This is a genomic window from Enterovibrio paralichthyis (assembly GCF_019209835.1).
In the GTDB taxonomy this organism is placed as follows: Bacteria; Pseudomonadota; Gammaproteobacteria; order Enterobacterales; family Vibrionaceae; genus Enterovibrio; species Enterovibrio paralichthyis.
This window is the reverse complement of the sequence record NZ_JAHUTS010000018.1, coordinates 26471-41724: the sequence shown is the minus strand read 5'-3', so window position 1 is coordinate 41724 and position 15254 is coordinate 26471. Positions and strand designations below refer to the sequence as shown.

The window sequence follows — 15254 nt, the reverse complement described above, 5'->3', positions numbered from 1 at the left end:
TGAAAAATGAACCGTTGTTTTGATTTTTGTCTCAGTTAGTTTTGTTTATTGAAAATATAATTTATCTAAATTAAAACAGCGTTTCGAGGTTTCTATCATGGAATACGATTACTTGGTAATAGCAGGCTACTTTGCCCTGATGGTGGCAATCAGCTTGCTGTTCAAAAAGATGGCAAGCAATAGTACCAGCGACTATTTTCGCGGGGGCGGTAAGATGCTTTGGTGGATGGTTGGTGCCACTGCATTTATGACCCAGTTCTCTGCATGGACGTTCACCGGTGCAGCAGGTAAAGCATTTAACGATGGCTTCGCGGTATTGGCTGTGTTTGTTGGCAATATGGTGGCGTACGTTTTTGCTTACTTCTACTTTGCTCGCCGTTTCCGCCAAATGCGTGTAGATACGCCAACCGAAGGGGTAAAACGCCGCTTTGGTAATACCAACGAGCAGTTTTTTACTTGGGTAATCATACCATTAAGTGTGATTAACGCTGGTGTTTGGTTAAATGGTCTGGGTGTGTTTGCTTCTGCGGTATTTAATGCCGACATCGTGACCACCATTTGGGTGACAGGTCTGGCGGTATTGGCTATCTCATTGCTTAGTGGTGCATGGGGCGTAGTAGCGTCTGACTTTATCCAAACGCTTGTGGTAGCGGTAATTTCTGTTGCATGTGCAGTTGTTGCATTATTCGTTGTGGGTGGTCCTGGGGAAATTATTGAGAAATTCCCTGGTGGCTTCATCATGGGACCAGACATGAACTACCCACTTTTGTTGGTAGGTACATTCCTGTTCTTTGTTGTTAAGCAACTGCAAAGTGTTAACAATATGCAAGAGTCTTATCGCTTTCTGAATGCAAAAGACTCTGATAACGCAAGCAAAGCAGCTCTAATGGCGCTTGCAATGATGTTCGTCGGCGCTATCATCTGGTTCATCCCTCCTTGGGCATCAGCAATTTTGTACCCAGATGCGGCAACGCAATACTCATCACTGGGTGCGAAAGCAAGCGATGCGGTTTACTTGGTCTTCGCTCGTGAAACAATGCCTTTGGGTACTGTAGGTCTTCTAATGGCAGGTCTGTTTGCAGCGACCATGTCTTCGATGGACTCAGCGCTGAACCGCAACTCAGGTATTTTCGTTCGTAGTTTCTACTCAAATATTGTTCGTAAAGGTCAGGCATCCGATAAAGAACAGTTGCGCGCGGGTCAAATTGCGTGTCTGGTGAATGGTATCCTCGTTATCATCATGGCTCAGTTCTTCAATTCGCTGAAGCACCTAAGCTTGTTTGATCTAATGATGCAAGTTGCGACGCTACTTCAATCACCAATTCTTGTTCCATTGTTTCTTGGCATTATTATCCGCAAAACACCGAAGTGGGCACCATGGGCAACAGTTGTCGTAGGTATGTTTGTCTCGTGGTCGGTCGTGAAAATATTCACTCCGGAATTTGTCGGTAGTTGGTTCGGTATGGATGAGCTAACGCGCCGAGAAGCGGGTGAAATGCGCACGATGATCACTATTGCTGCTCATCTTTTCTTCACGGCGGGCTTCTTCTGCCTAACTACACTGTTCTACAAAGAATCCACAGATCCTCATATTGAGGAAACTACCAAATTCTTTAAAGATGTGGACACCGAGTGTGTTGCAGAGGATGGTCAAGATATTGTTGACCGCATGCAACGTGCGAAATTGGGTTCGCTGGTGATCTACATGGCCGCAGGTTTGACACTGATGGTGCTGATTCCCAACCCACTTTGGGGGCGCTTATTGTACCTTGCTTGTGCCGCGTCAGTTTTTGTAGTGGGCTATGGCTTGAAGAAGAGTGCAAAGATAGATATGCAGCCATCTACAGTAGCTACGACAATTTCTCAATAGTTTAATTTTGTTTTGGCTGCCCTTTATTGGCAGCCTTTTTTGGAGATGTATTATGGCTAAAGGTGATGTTGTTGCACTCAATTTTAAAACGTTTGCAGACAGTGATACCCAAGTCAAAGTGACACGATTAACACCAACGGATGTGATTTGTCATCGTAACTACTTTTACCAGAAATGCTTTACTCGGGATGGAAAAAAGCTGCTGTTTGCAGGTGATTTCGATGGGAATCGTAACTATTACCTGCTTAATATTGAAACGCAACAAGCAATACAACTGACGGAAGGCAAGGGTGACAATACCTTTGGTGGTTTTATTTCAACTGATGAGCGTGCATTTTTCTACGTCAAAAATGAACTGAATTTGATGAAAGTCGATTTAGAAACGTTGAAAGAAGAAGTCATTTACACAGTTGATGAAGAGTGGAAAGGTTACGGTACTTGGGTCGCAAACTCTGACTGTACGAAGTTGGTTGGCATTGAGATTTTAAAACGCGATTGGCAACCGCTAACATCATGGGAGAAATTTGCCGAGTTCTACCATACCAATCCGACTTGTCGTCTGATCAAGGTGGATATCGAAACGGGCGAGCTTGAGGTCATGCATCAGGATACCGCGTGGCTTGGTCACCCTATTTACCGTCCATTTGATGACTCTACGGTTGGCTTCTGTCATGAGGGACCGCACGATTTGGTGGATGCTCGCATGTGGCTAGTTAATGAAGATGGCAGTAATGTCCGTAAGATCAAAGAGCACGCTCAAGGGGAATCTTGCACGCATGAATTCTGGATTCCTGATGGTAGCGCGATGGCATACGTGTCTTACTTTAAAGGTCAAACCGAGCGCGTGATATACAAAGCCAACCCAGAGACATTAGAAAACGAAGAAGTGATGGTCATGCCACCTTGCTCTCACTTAATGAGTAACTTCGATGGCTCTTTGATGGTTGGTGATGGCTGTGATGCTCCTGTTGATGTTGCCGATGCAGACAGTTATAACATTGAAAATGATCCGTTCTTATACGTGTTGAATACAAAAACAAAATCGGCGCAAAAACTGTGTAAGCACAGTACATCTTGGGATGTATTGGATGGCGACCGCCAAATTACTCACCCGCATCCGTCATTCACGCCGAATGATGGTGGTGTGTTGTTTACCAGTGATTTTGAAGGCGTCCCTGCAATTTATATTGCCGAAGTTCCAGAATCTTACAAAGGTTAATTTACTGAAACGTTTCGCTAAATATTCCCGAACCAAGCTCGTAATATTGATCAGATAAGGATCGGTTGAGCGAGACTACTGATGAGAGACGATCGGAAACCTGTTTTTAGGTTTCCGATCGTATGTACAGCGCCATCAATGCTATTTACCAAAAAGCATTATATCTAGCGACCGCAAAAGAAAAACAATAGCTTGCGATACGTGGGCTACTTAATCACGCCACATACAATGCGGGCTCCGCCGCCGCCAAGTTTTGCTGGGTGATCAGAATGGTTGTCGCCACCGGCATGAATCATCAATGCGCGGCCTTTTACATCATCGAGTTTTACCCGTGGTGCCAGTACTGGCTGGTCTGCCATGCCATTGGCATTCACGTAAAGAGCGGGTAAATCACCGAGATGGTTGTCATCTGTCCAAGGGTATCCATGTTTGCCTGTCTTTTCTGGGTCATAGTGTCCACCCGCGGCGCCACCAAGGACCGTTTTACCTTCTTTGGTAACGCTGTCGCATGAACCGTTCGCATGCAAATGGAAGCCATGTGTACCCGCAGGCAACCCCTGGAGTTTTGGTGTGAAAACGGTGCCGTAATCACTGGCAGTGATCGTCACCATTCCTGCTGATTGACCTGAGCCAAGATCGATCATTTCCACGTTGACGGTCTCTGCTAACGTTGGGAAAGAGAGAAGCGTTAATGCCGCAAGCCAAGTTGTTTTGTTCATTTTGTGGGTCCTTTTTATTGTTGTTTATCTATTCACATCAGTGCTGAATCGGCTTCAGAACATTGATGTGACCATGTATTTAGGCAAAATCTTTCAGATTAAGTCCAGTTTTATTACCCAATTCTGAGCAGTAGTCAGCCTGATAAGCGCTCCCATTATTTCGATACGCCTGTGACCAATTTATCTGTACAGGTAACCGGTTACATAACTGGAAGTCGCTATAGATTCGATAGGTAAGAGTGATGGTGTGTTCAAGCCGGGGGATTTATGGCCAGCGAATGCACCAAGGCTAAGTCGTTGCGGCTCTAAGGTGAGCGGGAAGAGTCGGATGGATTGTGCAAAAAAATGCGCACAGAGCCGTCTGGCTTCCTGTGCGCATCTTGATTGGGGGGCAATGATTAAGCGCTTTTTCTGCGGCGAATCAATCCAAGGCCAAGCAAACCAACGGCCAATAACAGGATAGAGGCTGGCTCTGGTACGTCTCTTGGGTCTGGGCCAAAGTAACCCGTGCTCGAATAGGACTTGTCACTGCCTGTACATTGCGCTTCGTCATTTGGTAGGGTCGAGCCATCAGGACAAAGTTGTTGGCTACGAACGCCTACAACCCAGTCTTCGTCCAACGTTAATCCCTGATCATCTGTGGTCCATTCGAAAGTTTGGATCTCATCAAAGCCCGGCGAGCCTAAGCTGAGAACAAACTCCCATTCCTGACCACTGATTAAGCCATCCAGGTTACAACCGGGACCACAGCTTGTTGAAGTCGTGTCCGTATCCCAAACAGAGACTTGGCCAACGGGACTCACATTGCTAAGGGCTGGTGAGATGACATCCACATCACCAAAGTCAAGAAACAAACCTAAGCCTTCAGCGTTCCATGGGTCAACGGTAAATGAATAGTTAAACTCAGAGTTGGCGACGTCGTGTTCGATAGTCAGGATATAGTTACCCGTGCCACCCTCATTGGTCGTCCAGGTATCGTAAATCAAGATCGCCTGCGCTGGGAGCGCGAGGAAGAGACTGAGAACCGGGAGGAGAAGTCTCTGGATGATAATACGGCTCATATTGGCCTCACTAATGCTTATTTAATAAACAGTACGACATAAGCAATAATCAGGCCTGAAATATAAAGAGACTCTTATCAGGCAGTTACTAATGGATGGAGGTAGCTACCAAGCCATGGCGTAAAATTAATTGACGTGCAAGAAGGGGACTTTACGTAACTGACTCAACATCCCCCTCCGCTTTTCTTGCCCCCCCCCCCCCAATTGGGTGCCAACCAGGACTACGAACTATTGCTCCACCATTTCGACCCATTACTTCCGGATGTGCCTATTTTCTCCCTTTCTCATCACGACGCCACCCCAAACGAGAATAAGTGCCAGAAGCAAAATGACAAATTTGTCATTTTCAGGTCATGAGCCGGAAAGCTGCCAGCCCCTAACGTATGGATACGAAACATTTAAAGGCTGAATGGAGTCAGGATATGCGTTCTCGTGTCGATCATTCGAAGAGATATTTTGTTAAAGGTCTTGCGCTAGGTGGGGTACTAGCGGGGATCTCCCCGATCATTTCCCCTGCTTGGGCGGGCGTACCAAACACCAAATCAAATACGATGCCCGAGGTTTCAGGTGATGTCATTAATCTGGTCATTCAGGAGACGGTGGTGAACTTTAACGGCCGTTCCCGAATAGCGACCACTATCAATGGGGTGCTTCCCGGGCCAACGATACGGTTGAAAGAAGGCCAGTCAGTGACCATCAAGGTGACAAACCTGCTGAAAGAAGAGACGTCCATCCATTGGCATGGACTGATCCTCCCATTTCAGATGGACGGCGTGCCGGGCATCAGTTTTGCCGGCATCAAGCCCGGTGAGACGTTTACCTATCGCTTTGACGTCCAGCAAAACGGCACCTACTGGTACCATTCTCATTCCGGTTTCCAGGAAATGACAGGCATGTACGGTGCCCTTGTGATTGAGCCCAGTGGCGAAGACCCGGTGGAGTACGATTCCGAACATGTCGTCCTGCTTTCTGATTGGACGGATGATAATCCCCAAACTGTATACAACAACCTGAAAATGCAGGGGGATTATTACAACTACATTCAGCCAACGCTGCCAGATAACGTCACACAGATTAGAAAGAACGGTCTTTCCGATACGCTTGCCGACAAAAGTATGTGGAACAGCATGCGAATGAGTTCAATGGATCTGGCAGACCTTTCTGCTGCAACCCTGATTTATTTGATGAACGGGGCCACTCCGGGGGGCAATTGGACGGGACGCTTCAAAAAAGGTGAGAGGGTCAGGCTCCGCTTTATCAATGGCTCCAGCAACACTTTCTATGATGTCCGCATTCCCGGTTTGCCTCTTACTGTGGTGCAGAGCGATGGCGTGAATGTTCATCCTGTGACAGTTGATGAGTTCCGTTTTGGCCCGGGCGAAACATACGACGTAGTGGTATCTCCGCGTGATGAGGCTTACACGATTTTTGCCCAATCCATGGACAGGACGGGTTTTGCTTCTGGCACCCTCGCATTGCGGGAGGGGCTCACTGCACCGGTTCCTGCCATTGACCCAATCCAGCCTCTGACGATGGAAGACATGATGGGATCAATGGATCACAGCAGTATGGCCGGTATGCCAAACATGAATAGCATGGATGGGATGGCGGGTATGGACCACAACAATATGCCCGGGATGGATCATAGCGGTATGGGTACGGCCGCCGTCCCGTTTGCCAACCCGAGCAGTACCGTTCGTCATGCTTCTAGTGAATACGGCGCAAGTGTTGATATGCGTGTCGATACGCCACGAACCAATCTGGATGACCCGGGGGTCGGGTTACGAGGTAATGGCCGCCGGGTACTGACATTGGCTGATCTGCGAACCCAGGGTGGTTCTATCGACCCCCGTCCTCCTGAGCGGGAAATTGAACTTCACCTGACAGGCAATATGGAACGCTATACCTGGTCGTTTGATGGGGTGGAGTTCGGTAATTCTACACCCATTCATTTCAATTACGGCGAACGCGTCCGGGTCATATTGCAAAACGACACCATGATGACGCATCCCATGCATCTGCACGGTGTGTGGAGTGAAGTAGAAAGCCCTGATGGGGAGTTTCTCGTCCGTCGCCACACCATTCCTGTGCAACCCGCACAACGGATTAGTTTTCTCGTTACTGCAGATGCTCTTGGCCGGTGGGCCTGGCACTGTCACCTGCTGTTCCACATGGATGCCGGCATGTTCAGGGAGGTTGTTATTTCATGAAGATTCAAACCCAAAAAACGCACAGTCTGCTCATGCGCCAAAGCATGATGACCCTGGCACTGGTTGCAGCGCTTTCCGCCACCGCGAATGCTGGCGCTGAGCCTGCGGGTCACGATGGGATGGCATTAACAGAACCGAGCCAGGAGATGACGGCTGGCCGCGACCCGAATGAATATTCTGGCGGTCTCACACTAAATTCAGGGCCTTACTTGTTGGATGGCGTGGCAAGCCCAGAACTGGCCGACCAAAAACACTTCTGGGGTCTGCGTTTAGACCGTCTGGAATATCAGGATTTCCGGCATGGAGATGACCCCATAAATTACGAAGGCGAGGTCTTCTACGGTGGCGACTACAACAAAGTGGTGTTGCAAAGCGAAGGGGATATCGTCGATGGCGAGTTGGATGAATCATCTTCCAATTTGCTGTGGCGCCATGCCATCTCATCGTTTTGGGATGTTCAGGGTGGTGTCCGTTACGACACCCTTGATAGCAATGATCGCTTCTGGGTAACGGCAGGCTTCAAAGGGTTGGCGCCGTATTGGTTTGAAGTGGATGCGATGTTGGCGGTGGGTGAAAACGGGCAGGTGGCTGTAGATGTTGAAGCGGAGTACGAAGTCCTGCTTACGCAAAGACTGATTGCCCAGCCATCTATCGCATTGCGCACTTACGGAAAGGATGACACTGAGTGGGATATCAGCAGGCTGACACCGGAAATGGCTACCGGATTGCGTGTACGTTATGAGTTCTCGCGCAAGTTCGCGCCCTACCTTGGTGTTGAGTGGCAAACAGATTTTGGAAAAGACAGTAGTAAAACACCGGACGAGACACTCTGGGTTGCTGGCGTTCGCATCTGGTTCTGATCACTAACTGTGTAGAAAGGAGAACAAAATGATCCGTAAAACAACCATAGGACTTGCCCTTGTGGCTGCTTTGCTTTCGGGAAATGTGCTCGCCGATGTCGGTCACGGGGAAAAAATGCATGGCAAACCGATGAATACAGAGACAGTGGGTAGCCCGGGCAATGCAGCTGATGTGACGAAGACCATCAAAGTGTCGATGAACGACACGATGACATTTACACCCTCTCAATTTTCAGCAGATGTTGGCGAAACGGTGCGAATCTTCGTCAAAAATGAAGGGAAAATCCCCCATGAGCTGGTGATTGGTTCGCTCGACAACATGAAAAACCATGCTGAAATGATGCGCCAAATGCCGAATATGCAGCATCAGGAAAGCAATATGATCACACTTCAACCAGGTCAAATGTCTGCACTCATATGGAAATTTGAAGAGCAGGGTGACGTCGACTTTGCCTGCCTCATCCCGGGTCATATGGAAGCGGGAATGGTAGGAAAGGTCTCTGTAAACTGATACCAATAAGAAACGCCAATATCCAAGAAACGTTGCCGCTATCACTAGCGGCCTTTTTATTGCGTAAAAACGAAGGAAAGCAGCGGAAGTAAAAGGAGTCTTGTGCTGGCGGTAAGCCAACCTACAAGGCGTGATATGGCTTTCAGTATTGGCGGTTCCCAAAGTTATCAAGCGGTCATTTAGGGAACGTCAGGGTAAAGACGGTGCGCCGGTGTTTTGATTCTACAGACACAGAGCCATCATAGGCTTCCATAATCGATTGAGTGATTGCCAGACCAAGACCGCTGCCGACGGAGCTTTCATGTTTTCTCGATTTATCAACCCGATAGAAACGGTCAAACAGGTAGGGTAGCGACGCTTCCGGAATGGTATCCCCTTGGTTTTCCACCAAAATACAGACTTCGTTGGGAAGGTTGAGGACCTCAATGGTGATGTTGGATGCGTGATCTGCATGGCTCAAGGCGTTGGTCAGCAAATTCGTGACTGCGCGTTCCAGCATGTTCTTGTCGACAGATAAAAAAGCATGGCCACGGGTAATGATGTCGATACCTTTTTCTTCGCCAAGAATACTGAAGTAATCAGCAATACGGTCGATTTCAGTTTCTACTGCAAATTTCGTATTGGTCCGTATGAGTAATGCGTTTTTTGCTTTGGCAATGTAGAGGATGTCATCGATCGTTTTGGTTATCCGCTCGATTTCTTCAAGGTTGGATTGCAGCACATCCTGATACTCTTCAACGCTTCTTGTCGACGCGAGGGTCACCTGAGTTTGCGTATTGATATTTGACAGTGGCGTTTTGAGTTCGTGGGCGATATCAGACGAAAATTCCGACAAGCGGCTAAAGCCTAAATTGAGCTTTTTTAGCATGTCATTCTGAATCGTGACCAGGTCCCGGAGTTCATCGGGCAAGTTGTCAGTGGGTATGACAACATCCAGATTGTTTGGGTTAACGGTTTTTAAGTGGTTCTGAACATGCTTGAGGGGCTTTAAGCCGAGATTGACGGCGACAATGCTAAATGCGATTGCCAGCAATACGACCAAAAGCGCAGACCACAGAAGCACGACTCTCAACTGTTTGAAAAACTGCAGGTGGCCATCAATTTTTTGCACCATTAACACATAGAACTGGTCACCGGCGTCGAACAAAAAAGGGCGGTATAGTCCTTGTTCGTCCTCCCATTCATCCAATTGCTTCCCTGATTGAAAGGCAGATAAAAGCGTTTCAGGCATACCTGCCTGGAGCGGTATGCCTGAATTCGTGGCGACGACATGGTTGTTCTTCAAGACCCAATAGTCGACGGTCGTGTTTATCCGCCCGACGAGGTTTTCCGGAGGCTCGCGCAGTACCTCGCCCCAGCTAATTGCGTCGTATTTGTCCTTAGTGTGCTGGTAGTCCTGATCGTAGAAGTGATACTTGAGGGAGGTTTCGATAATTGACGCGACAAACAAATAAACCAGTACAGAAAAAGCCATGAACATCAGGATCAATCTGTTCTTCATTGAATAGAGTGAAAACCACGTCACTGGCTTAAATCCTCCATTTTATAGCCCATTCCTCGAATGGTATGGATAAGAGGATTGTCGTAAGGCTTATCTATCTTGTTTCTTATCCGTTTTATCGCGACGTCGATGACGTTGGTGTCGCTGTCAAAATTCATGTCCCATACCAAAGAAGCGATCGTGGTTCGGGAAAGCACCTGGCCTTCTTTGCGCATCAGCAGTTCCAGCAGTTGGTACTCTTTGGCGGTGAGATGAATGGTTTCTCCTCGGCGTTTCGCCGTGCGTTTTAGCAGATCTAATTCCAAATCTGCCATGGTCATGATGTGGTGACCCGCACCGCTGTTCTGAGGAGGAGTGAAATTACGGAGAAGGTTTTGTATGCGCGCGAGTAATTCTGCAAAGGCGTAAGGTTTGATCAGGTAGTCATTGGCGCCCAGCTCAAAACCTTTCACCCTGTCTTCGACATGCTCTTTGGCCGTGAGCAAAATAACCGGCGTATTGATGTTGTTGCTTCTCATGGTGTTAAGTATCTGCCAGCCATCAAGTTTCGGCAGCATGATGTCGAGAATGACCAGGTTGTATTCACCGCTGGTGATCATGTAGAGACCGTCCACGCCATCGGAAGCCAAATCAACAACATAGCCTGATTCTGTCAGCCCCTTTTTAAGATATGCACCCGCTTTAACTTCATCTTCAATGACGAGCAATTTCATCCATTTCCCCGGCAAAATGTCATATCACAAGACTGTGATTATTCTGGTTATTATGAGATTAACTCTAGCAGAGAAGGGATCGCTGCTATCACCGCCCAAACGAAAAGAGGGCACCCGGCAGTTTTTCCTGCCGAGTACCCATTGCCTGACTTAAGAGACCGTTAATTGTCTTCGCGGTTCAAATAGTGGTATCGGACATTGGCAATACCCACATATTCGAGGTCGCCGTCATTGTTCATGCGCTCTTCGACAGTGACAAACCCCTGGTCTTTCAAGTGTAGTGAGTTACTTTTTATGTTGGATGGCGACCAGACCTTTAGAGACTTCTTCAGTTGCTCCGGCGTTTGCGACTGCAGGTTTTGAAGCTGGACATATGCCCAGTCGTAAGCATCTTGCTTATTTTCAGCAGCAGGCATTTCAATGGAGCGGGTTTCTGTGATTGAGGTAAATTTGGCAGTGCTGTTTAGTGGCTCTGCAATTGCTGTGGTGCTGGCAAGTACGATGGCAGCTGTAGCTGCAATGTGTGTTAGCGTTTTCATATCATCACCTGTCTTTAGGTTGCTGTGTGTCTGAAGTGCAGTATCGCGAGTACACTCTGACACCCGCCTATCGACGAGATGACAATTTTGTCATTTTGAGTTTAGCGATGGAGAAATGGCGTCCTAACACCGACCACACATCTCTCCCTTAACTGATGCCACATCCCAACCAAAAATCTGACAGCAGTTGGCTGACTCTATCAACGTCAGTGCCGCGATGTGTGGCCGTGATTGCAGCGATAAAAGGGTCGTGCTTTTTATCTCGAATCGTTGCCAGTGCATGGGATGTTGAAACGCTCAGTAAAGGCGTTAAGTCGAAGCCAAGCAAATACGCCCCCTGCCTTTCAACGTCATATCCGAGCGTGTCGCCGGGAACATAGTCCTCCCACAATCGCCCGTCATGAATCTCATGGTAGCGGCTCAACACCGTGAAAAAATCCGTCGCGTCTTTGCGGCTATTCGCGCCGCGCTCTAGCCAGGCAATTAACTTCAATAGGGCAATACCCGGCAGAGAAGCCACCTGAAAAGTGAGTTCGTTCCAAGTCACGGTAAGGGATGACTCATAAGCTTCCTGAAAACCGGCAACGGACATCGTAATGTCAAAATGTGGTGGCCAGGATATGTCCCCTTTCTCGTCAGCGACTGCGCCGAACGGAATAATATCAATGGGTAACTTTGTTACCGGCTCAATGAGCTGGTGCTCGACACGGGTGGTTTGTAATCCTGCCTTTAGCAGATTTTCTCTGAGCGTCTGAAAGCTATCCCAGCTGTCGACCAAAATGGCGGTATCGATATCCCGGGTTGCCCTGATGGGTGGGTAACCATGAATGCCATGCAGCACCACATCTCGGGCGGTGGCACCTGCAATGAAATAAGCGACTCCAAGCCCGTTGACGATACGCACCAGGCTTTCGAGCGCCCGCTCAAACTGCGGGTTAAGGGAGTGATTTAAGGTGTAAGTATTGGTCATTTAAGATCTCGGCTGCTTCTCTGTTACGGCTGTCATTGCTGGCCAGAAGCTCTGCTACAGTGAGCAGTGCCTGAGCGCTGGGGGATACTGTCAGGCTTGCTCCCCAAAATGGAGCTGCAAGCAGGAGCTGGCCGTCAGCGGATGGGCGTGCGTGAAGATCCCGCATCTTTTTCTGCATCGGCTCGCGGGTAAACAGCCAGTACTCTTCGGGAACAAGGTAGTTCGTCATCAATGCTGCCGCTACTTCCCCACCCCAGATTTCCCCTTCTTCCAGTGCTATCTCTTGCCAGTGAAGCGGGGTTTTCACCCTGAAAGGCGCCAGCTTTTTTCTGAGCACTTGAGGATAGGAAACCAGCCATTGTTGAATGAGTGCTGACTTATCCAAAAAGCGACGGGATTTCTTGTCTTTCGGGATCGCCTGAATCTCGATGAGGAACTTCATCGTTTTACTGACCATCCCCAGCGAAACACCGGCTTTTTTCGCCATGATTTCATAGGGCTGGTTCAGGAGGTCTTCATCAACCAGCAGGGCAAACAGGCATTTCATGATCCCCTCACTCAATGTTGGGCGAGCATCCCGAATCTTTTCGCCTTTCTTGCCTTCGATATGCAGAAAAAAGCCGGGCTGCACAATATGGGCATTACCGGCTTCATCAAGGTAGTTGATCCCCTTTTCTTCACTGTACTGGCGTAAGAAAGTGCTGAGTGGGTTACAGATCAGCAGGGTTTCATGCGGATGGTGAGTTTGTAAAAACGTATCCAGTGAGGCTTTGCGGTGAATGCGCTTTACTTCAGCATTAAAGGTGCGCGCCTCACCGGCTATCGTCAGCGTCACCGATGCATCCACGCCACTGTCAGGTGTCGTCGTAGGTTGATAGTGAACATCGGCGACCTCAATATGCTCAGGCAGTGCATCCAGGGCTTGGCTTAGTATCTGCTGATTCATTTTCACGACTTAAATATTTTCATGATTCATGAAAATATATCACCTGGATACACACTCTGCTACTTGGATGTTGATACCGTCACGACAATGCTCACAAATCCCCATGTTTTAATCATCGTTTATACAGTGCATCAAATGGCCTTTGTGCTCTTCTTTTCTCTATCTCTTGCTGGTTTTTTCATCAAAGAATACGGTTTTTCAACCAGGAGGAAGAGCACGGTAGAGGTGACCCATGTGAAAGCAAACGCCGGCAGGAACCAAACATACAGTGCCAAGTCCCATTGGTGATTTGGTGGAATAAAGACAGCCATGACCATGAAGAAGAACTTTAGGGTGATCCCATGGATCAAGTAATAGGAGTAACTCATGTTGCCGTAATACCTCAGAAACGGCGTAGAGCAGAGTTGGCTGAATTTGCTGTTTTTATTCAGACATGACGCGAAGGTGAAGAAAAAGCCAATAAAGAGGGCTGGCAGAAGCAATACGCTATCCAATGAAAATATCCGGATGATGATAATTGCCAGGATAGTCAGGAGAAATGCGTTGCTTGATAAGGGGTTGTCGCTCTGTAGCAAAGGTCTGTTTTTCAATTCATACATCAACATTCCCGCCAGGAAGAGAACCATCTTTTGATGGGAGTCATACCCTGCATAGATAACGACAAAGCCCAGAATGGACAAGACTGCGAGGAAACGTATGCGCGTTTCACTTTCCCAGCTGCGCATTTGAAGGACATAGACGAATACCGGCAGTGCCAGATAAAGGAACATTTCATAACTCAGGCTCCAAGCGACGGTAATGATTGGCTTGATATCAAAAAGGCCGGGGAGCATTAAAATGTTGGAAATGATATAGAGAGTGGCCTGACCTATGCCGTCAGGGATTTTGTTTTCACTGCTAAAAACGAAAGACAATGCGATGTATAAGGCGAGAACAACCAGAAATACAGGATAGAGTCTGACGATCCTGCGCCAGAAATAAGTGACAAAAGGGGTGTCCTTCCCAATGATGATGCCGTAGATAAGAAAGCCGCTGATGACGAAAAAGAGTTCAACACCTTTGGCGCCGATATGACGGTAGTAGACGATGAGTTCCCATGTTAAAGAGTGGGTATCTATCCAGGGAGTAAACTGCGCCGCATAGTGAACAACAAACACCATAAAGGCAGCAATGGCCCTTAGCCCTTCAATGGCGTTGATGGTGCTGTGTCTTCCGTGCTGTATGGTGTAAATGTCTGAAAGTTTCGATTTAATTGTCGTCATCATCAGATTCGTTACTCCAAGCGGGTAATCTTTCCAATTGCGCCCCTGACGTTACTTTTAACCCCAGCTATGTTTCGGTTGCTGTTGAATTCACCGCCGTTTTTTCAGCTCAGGCTATCCAGGGCTTTTAAGTAAGCATCCTCTATCCTTTGCATATCCAAGCGTTGCAGGAGTGCTTTTGACTCTTCACTGAGCGGTTTTGGTTTGATTATTTTCCCGGTCGTTATATTGGAAGAAGGATCGCCAATGCCGCCCTTTCCGGTGTCTTTGTAGGTATCGTAGTTTTCTGACAGTGGCTGGGTTAAGCCAAGGAAGGTGGTGATATCAGATAAGGTTTCCTGCGTGTTGTTGGCCAGTTTCTCAGATGAAATGTAAATTTTGTCACCTTCAAATTTATGCCAACTATCAACCATATACTCTGTTCTCTCTACATAGTAATCCTCTAGCTTTTTGACGGTATCCAGCGAATTTTTGTCTGACAGGTGCATTTTTATCATGCTCACCATGGTTTGCTCGGGTTGCCGCAAGAGAAAGATATAAGAGGGCAATGTCTTAAAAATGCGCTCATCAATGATTAGCCTGCCGTGCAAGAGCTTATCAAGGAGATAGTCTGCACTCTCAAAGCTGTCATTCTCCCTATAGAGGCTTGCACGGGTTTTAAACAGGTGAATTTTCTTTGTATAGGAAGAATGAAGTTCACGATGACCGCAGATCTGCTGGTGGGACGCTAGAACATGGCTTAATAATGTACTTCTTGACCGCATATGACTGATGATGAACACATTTTTTTTGTCTTCGAGAGAGCGGTTAAAGTGAGAAAGAAAGTTCCAGTATCTTTTTACTTTGTCTGCATTCATGTTGTTAAGCCTTTGA

14 protein-coding genes are annotated in these 15254 nt (G+C 47.7%); 5 read left to right on the top strand and 9 right to left on the bottom strand.

Annotated features, from left to right (window positions below; all coding sequences use genetic code 11):
• The first annotated feature begins 97 nt into the window (after positions 1–97).
• Positions 98–1870 carry a sodium:solute symporter family protein gene (locus KU854_RS18030; protein ID WP_218359806.1) on the top strand — a complete coding sequence of 591 codons (1773 nt, stop codon included), beginning with the start codon at positions 98–100 and terminating at the stop codon, positions 1868–1870.
• 52 nt (positions 1871–1922) lie between these two features.
• Positions 1923–3089 carry an oligogalacturonate lyase family protein gene (locus KU854_RS18025; RefSeq protein ID WP_218359805.1) on the top strand — a complete coding sequence of 389 codons (1167 nt, stop codon included), beginning with the start codon at positions 1923–1925 and terminating at the stop codon, positions 3087–3089.
• A gap of 206 nt (positions 3090–3295) precedes the next feature.
• On the opposite strand, the gene sodC is transcribed toward KU854_RS18025, so the two are convergent.
• Both sodC and KU854_RS18015 read right to left on the bottom strand, forming a co-directional pair.
• The gene (gene sodC / locus KU854_RS18020; protein WP_218359804.1) at positions 3296–3808 is read right to left on the bottom strand and encodes a superoxide dismutase family protein; all 513 of its coding nucleotides are present in this window, start codon (positions 3806–3808) and stop codon (positions 3296–3298) included.
• A gap of 398 nt (positions 3809–4206) precedes the next feature.
• The gene (locus tag KU854_RS18015; protein WP_218359803.1) at positions 4207–4869 is read right to left on the bottom strand and encodes a VPLPA-CTERM sorting domain-containing protein; all 663 of its coding nucleotides are present in this window, start codon (positions 4867–4869) and stop codon (positions 4207–4209) included.
• Between the two features lie 422 nt (positions 4870–5291).
• Here KU854_RS18015 and KU854_RS18010 point away from each other — a divergent pair, with 422 nt between their 5' ends.
• Genes KU854_RS18010 through KU854_RS18000 form a run of 3 tightly spaced genes read left to right on the top strand, consistent with a single transcriptional unit; the run spans position 5292 to position 8450 of the window.
• On the top strand, positions 5292–7079 hold the full coding sequence (locus tag KU854_RS18010; protein ID WP_218359802.1) for a copper resistance system multicopper oxidase: 1788 nt from the start codon (positions 5292–5294) through the stop codon (positions 7077–7079).
• Entirely contained in the window at positions 7076–7939 is an 864-nt protein-coding gene (locus tag KU854_RS18005; protein WP_218359801.1) for a copper resistance protein B, read from the top strand. Before KU854_RS18010 ends, KU854_RS18005 begins: the two co-directional genes overlap by 4 nt.
• 28 nt (positions 7940–7967) lie before the next feature.
• Positions 7968–8450 carry a cupredoxin domain-containing protein gene (locus tag KU854_RS18000; protein WP_255555635.1) on the top strand — a complete coding sequence of 161 codons (483 nt, stop codon included), beginning with the start codon at positions 7968–7970 and terminating at the stop codon, positions 8448–8450.
• Between the two features lie 175 nt (positions 8451–8625).
• On the opposite strand, the gene KU854_RS17995 is transcribed toward KU854_RS18000, so the two are convergent.
• The 7 genes from KU854_RS17995 to KU854_RS17965 all read right to left on the bottom strand — a co-directional run bounded on the left by KU854_RS17995 (position 8626) and on the right by KU854_RS17965 (position 15238).
• Positions 8626–9975, bottom strand: coding sequence for a heavy metal sensor histidine kinase (locus KU854_RS17995; protein ID WP_218359800.1), 1350 nt, complete (start codon positions 9973–9975; stop codon positions 8626–8628).
• Positions 9972–10664 carry a heavy metal response regulator transcription factor gene (locus KU854_RS17990; protein ID WP_218359799.1) on the bottom strand — a complete coding sequence of 231 codons (693 nt, stop codon included), beginning with the start codon at positions 10662–10664 and terminating at the stop codon, positions 9972–9974. Before KU854_RS17990 ends, KU854_RS17995 begins: the two co-directional genes overlap by 4 nt.
• A 161-nt stretch (positions 10665–10825) precedes the next feature.
• A complete protein-coding gene (locus KU854_RS17985; protein WP_054780337.1) occupies positions 10826–11203 on the bottom strand; it encodes a DUF3316 domain-containing protein in 378 nt (125 codons plus the stop codon).
• Positions 11204–11351: 148 nt separating this feature from the next.
• A complete protein-coding gene (locus KU854_RS17980) occupies positions 11352–12173 on the bottom strand; it encodes a nucleotidyl transferase AbiEii/AbiGii toxin family protein (RefSeq protein ID WP_218359798.1) in 822 nt (273 codons plus the stop codon).
• Positions 12139–13119 (bottom strand): type IV toxin-antitoxin system AbiEi family antitoxin, encoded by a 981-nt coding sequence (locus KU854_RS17975; RefSeq protein ID WP_218359797.1) that lies wholly within the window; start codon positions 13117–13119, stop codon positions 12139–12141. Before KU854_RS17975 ends, KU854_RS17980 begins: the two co-directional genes overlap by 35 nt.
• 131 nt (positions 13120–13250) lie before the next feature.
• On the bottom strand, positions 13251–14384 hold the full coding sequence (locus KU854_RS17970) for an acyltransferase family protein (protein ID WP_218359796.1): 1134 nt from the start codon (positions 14382–14384) through the stop codon (positions 13251–13253).
• Between the two features lie 101 nt (positions 14385–14485).
• On the bottom strand, positions 14486–15238 hold the full coding sequence (locus tag KU854_RS17965) for a sulfotransferase family protein (RefSeq protein ID WP_218359795.1): 753 nt from the start codon (positions 15236–15238) through the stop codon (positions 14486–14488).
• Between the last annotated feature and the right edge of the window lie 16 nt (positions 15239–15254).

Coding starts and splice junctions, on each gene's coding strand:
- KU854_RS18030 (WP_218359806.1), top strand. CDS start 98: ATGGAATACGATTACTTGGTAATAGCAGGCTACTTTGCCCTGATGGTG.
- KU854_RS18025 (WP_218359805.1), top strand. CDS start 1,923: ATGGCTAAAGGTGATGTTGTTGCACTCAATTTTAAAACGTTTGCAGAC.
- sodC (WP_218359804.1), bottom strand. CDS start 3,808: ATGAACAAAACAACTTGGCTTGCGGCATTAACGCTTCTCTCTTTCCCA.
- KU854_RS18015 (WP_218359803.1), bottom strand. CDS start 4,869: ATGAGCCGTATTATCATCCAGAGACTTCTCCTCCCGGTTCTCAGTCTC.
- KU854_RS18010 (WP_218359802.1), top strand. CDS start 5,292: ATGCGTTCTCGTGTCGATCATTCGAAGAGATATTTTGTTAAAGGTCTT.
- KU854_RS18005 (WP_218359801.1), top strand. CDS start 7,076: ATGAAGATTCAAACCCAAAAAACGCACAGTCTGCTCATGCGCCAAAGC.
- KU854_RS18000 (WP_255555635.1), top strand. CDS start 7,968: ATGATCCGTAAAACAACCATAGGACTTGCCCTTGTGGCTGCTTTGCTT.
- KU854_RS17990 (WP_218359799.1), bottom strand. CDS start 10,664: ATGAAATTGCTCGTCATTGAAGATGAAGTTAAAGCGGGTGCATATCTT.
- KU854_RS17985 (WP_054780337.1), bottom strand. CDS start 11,203: ATGAAAACGCTAACACACATTGCAGCTACAGCTGCCATCGTACTTGCC.
- KU854_RS17980 (WP_218359798.1), bottom strand. CDS start 12,173: ATGACCAATACTTACACCTTAAATCACTCCCTTAACCCGCAGTTTGAG.
- KU854_RS17975 (WP_218359797.1), bottom strand. CDS start 13,119: ATGAATCAGCAGATACTAAGCCAAGCCCTGGATGCACTGCCTGAGCAT.
- KU854_RS17970 (WP_218359796.1), bottom strand. CDS start 14,384: ATGATGACGACAATTAAATCGAAACTTTCAGACATTTACACCATACAG.
- KU854_RS17965 (WP_218359795.1), bottom strand. CDS start 15,238: ATGAATGCAGACAAAGTAAAAAGATACTGGAACTTTCTTTCTCACTTT.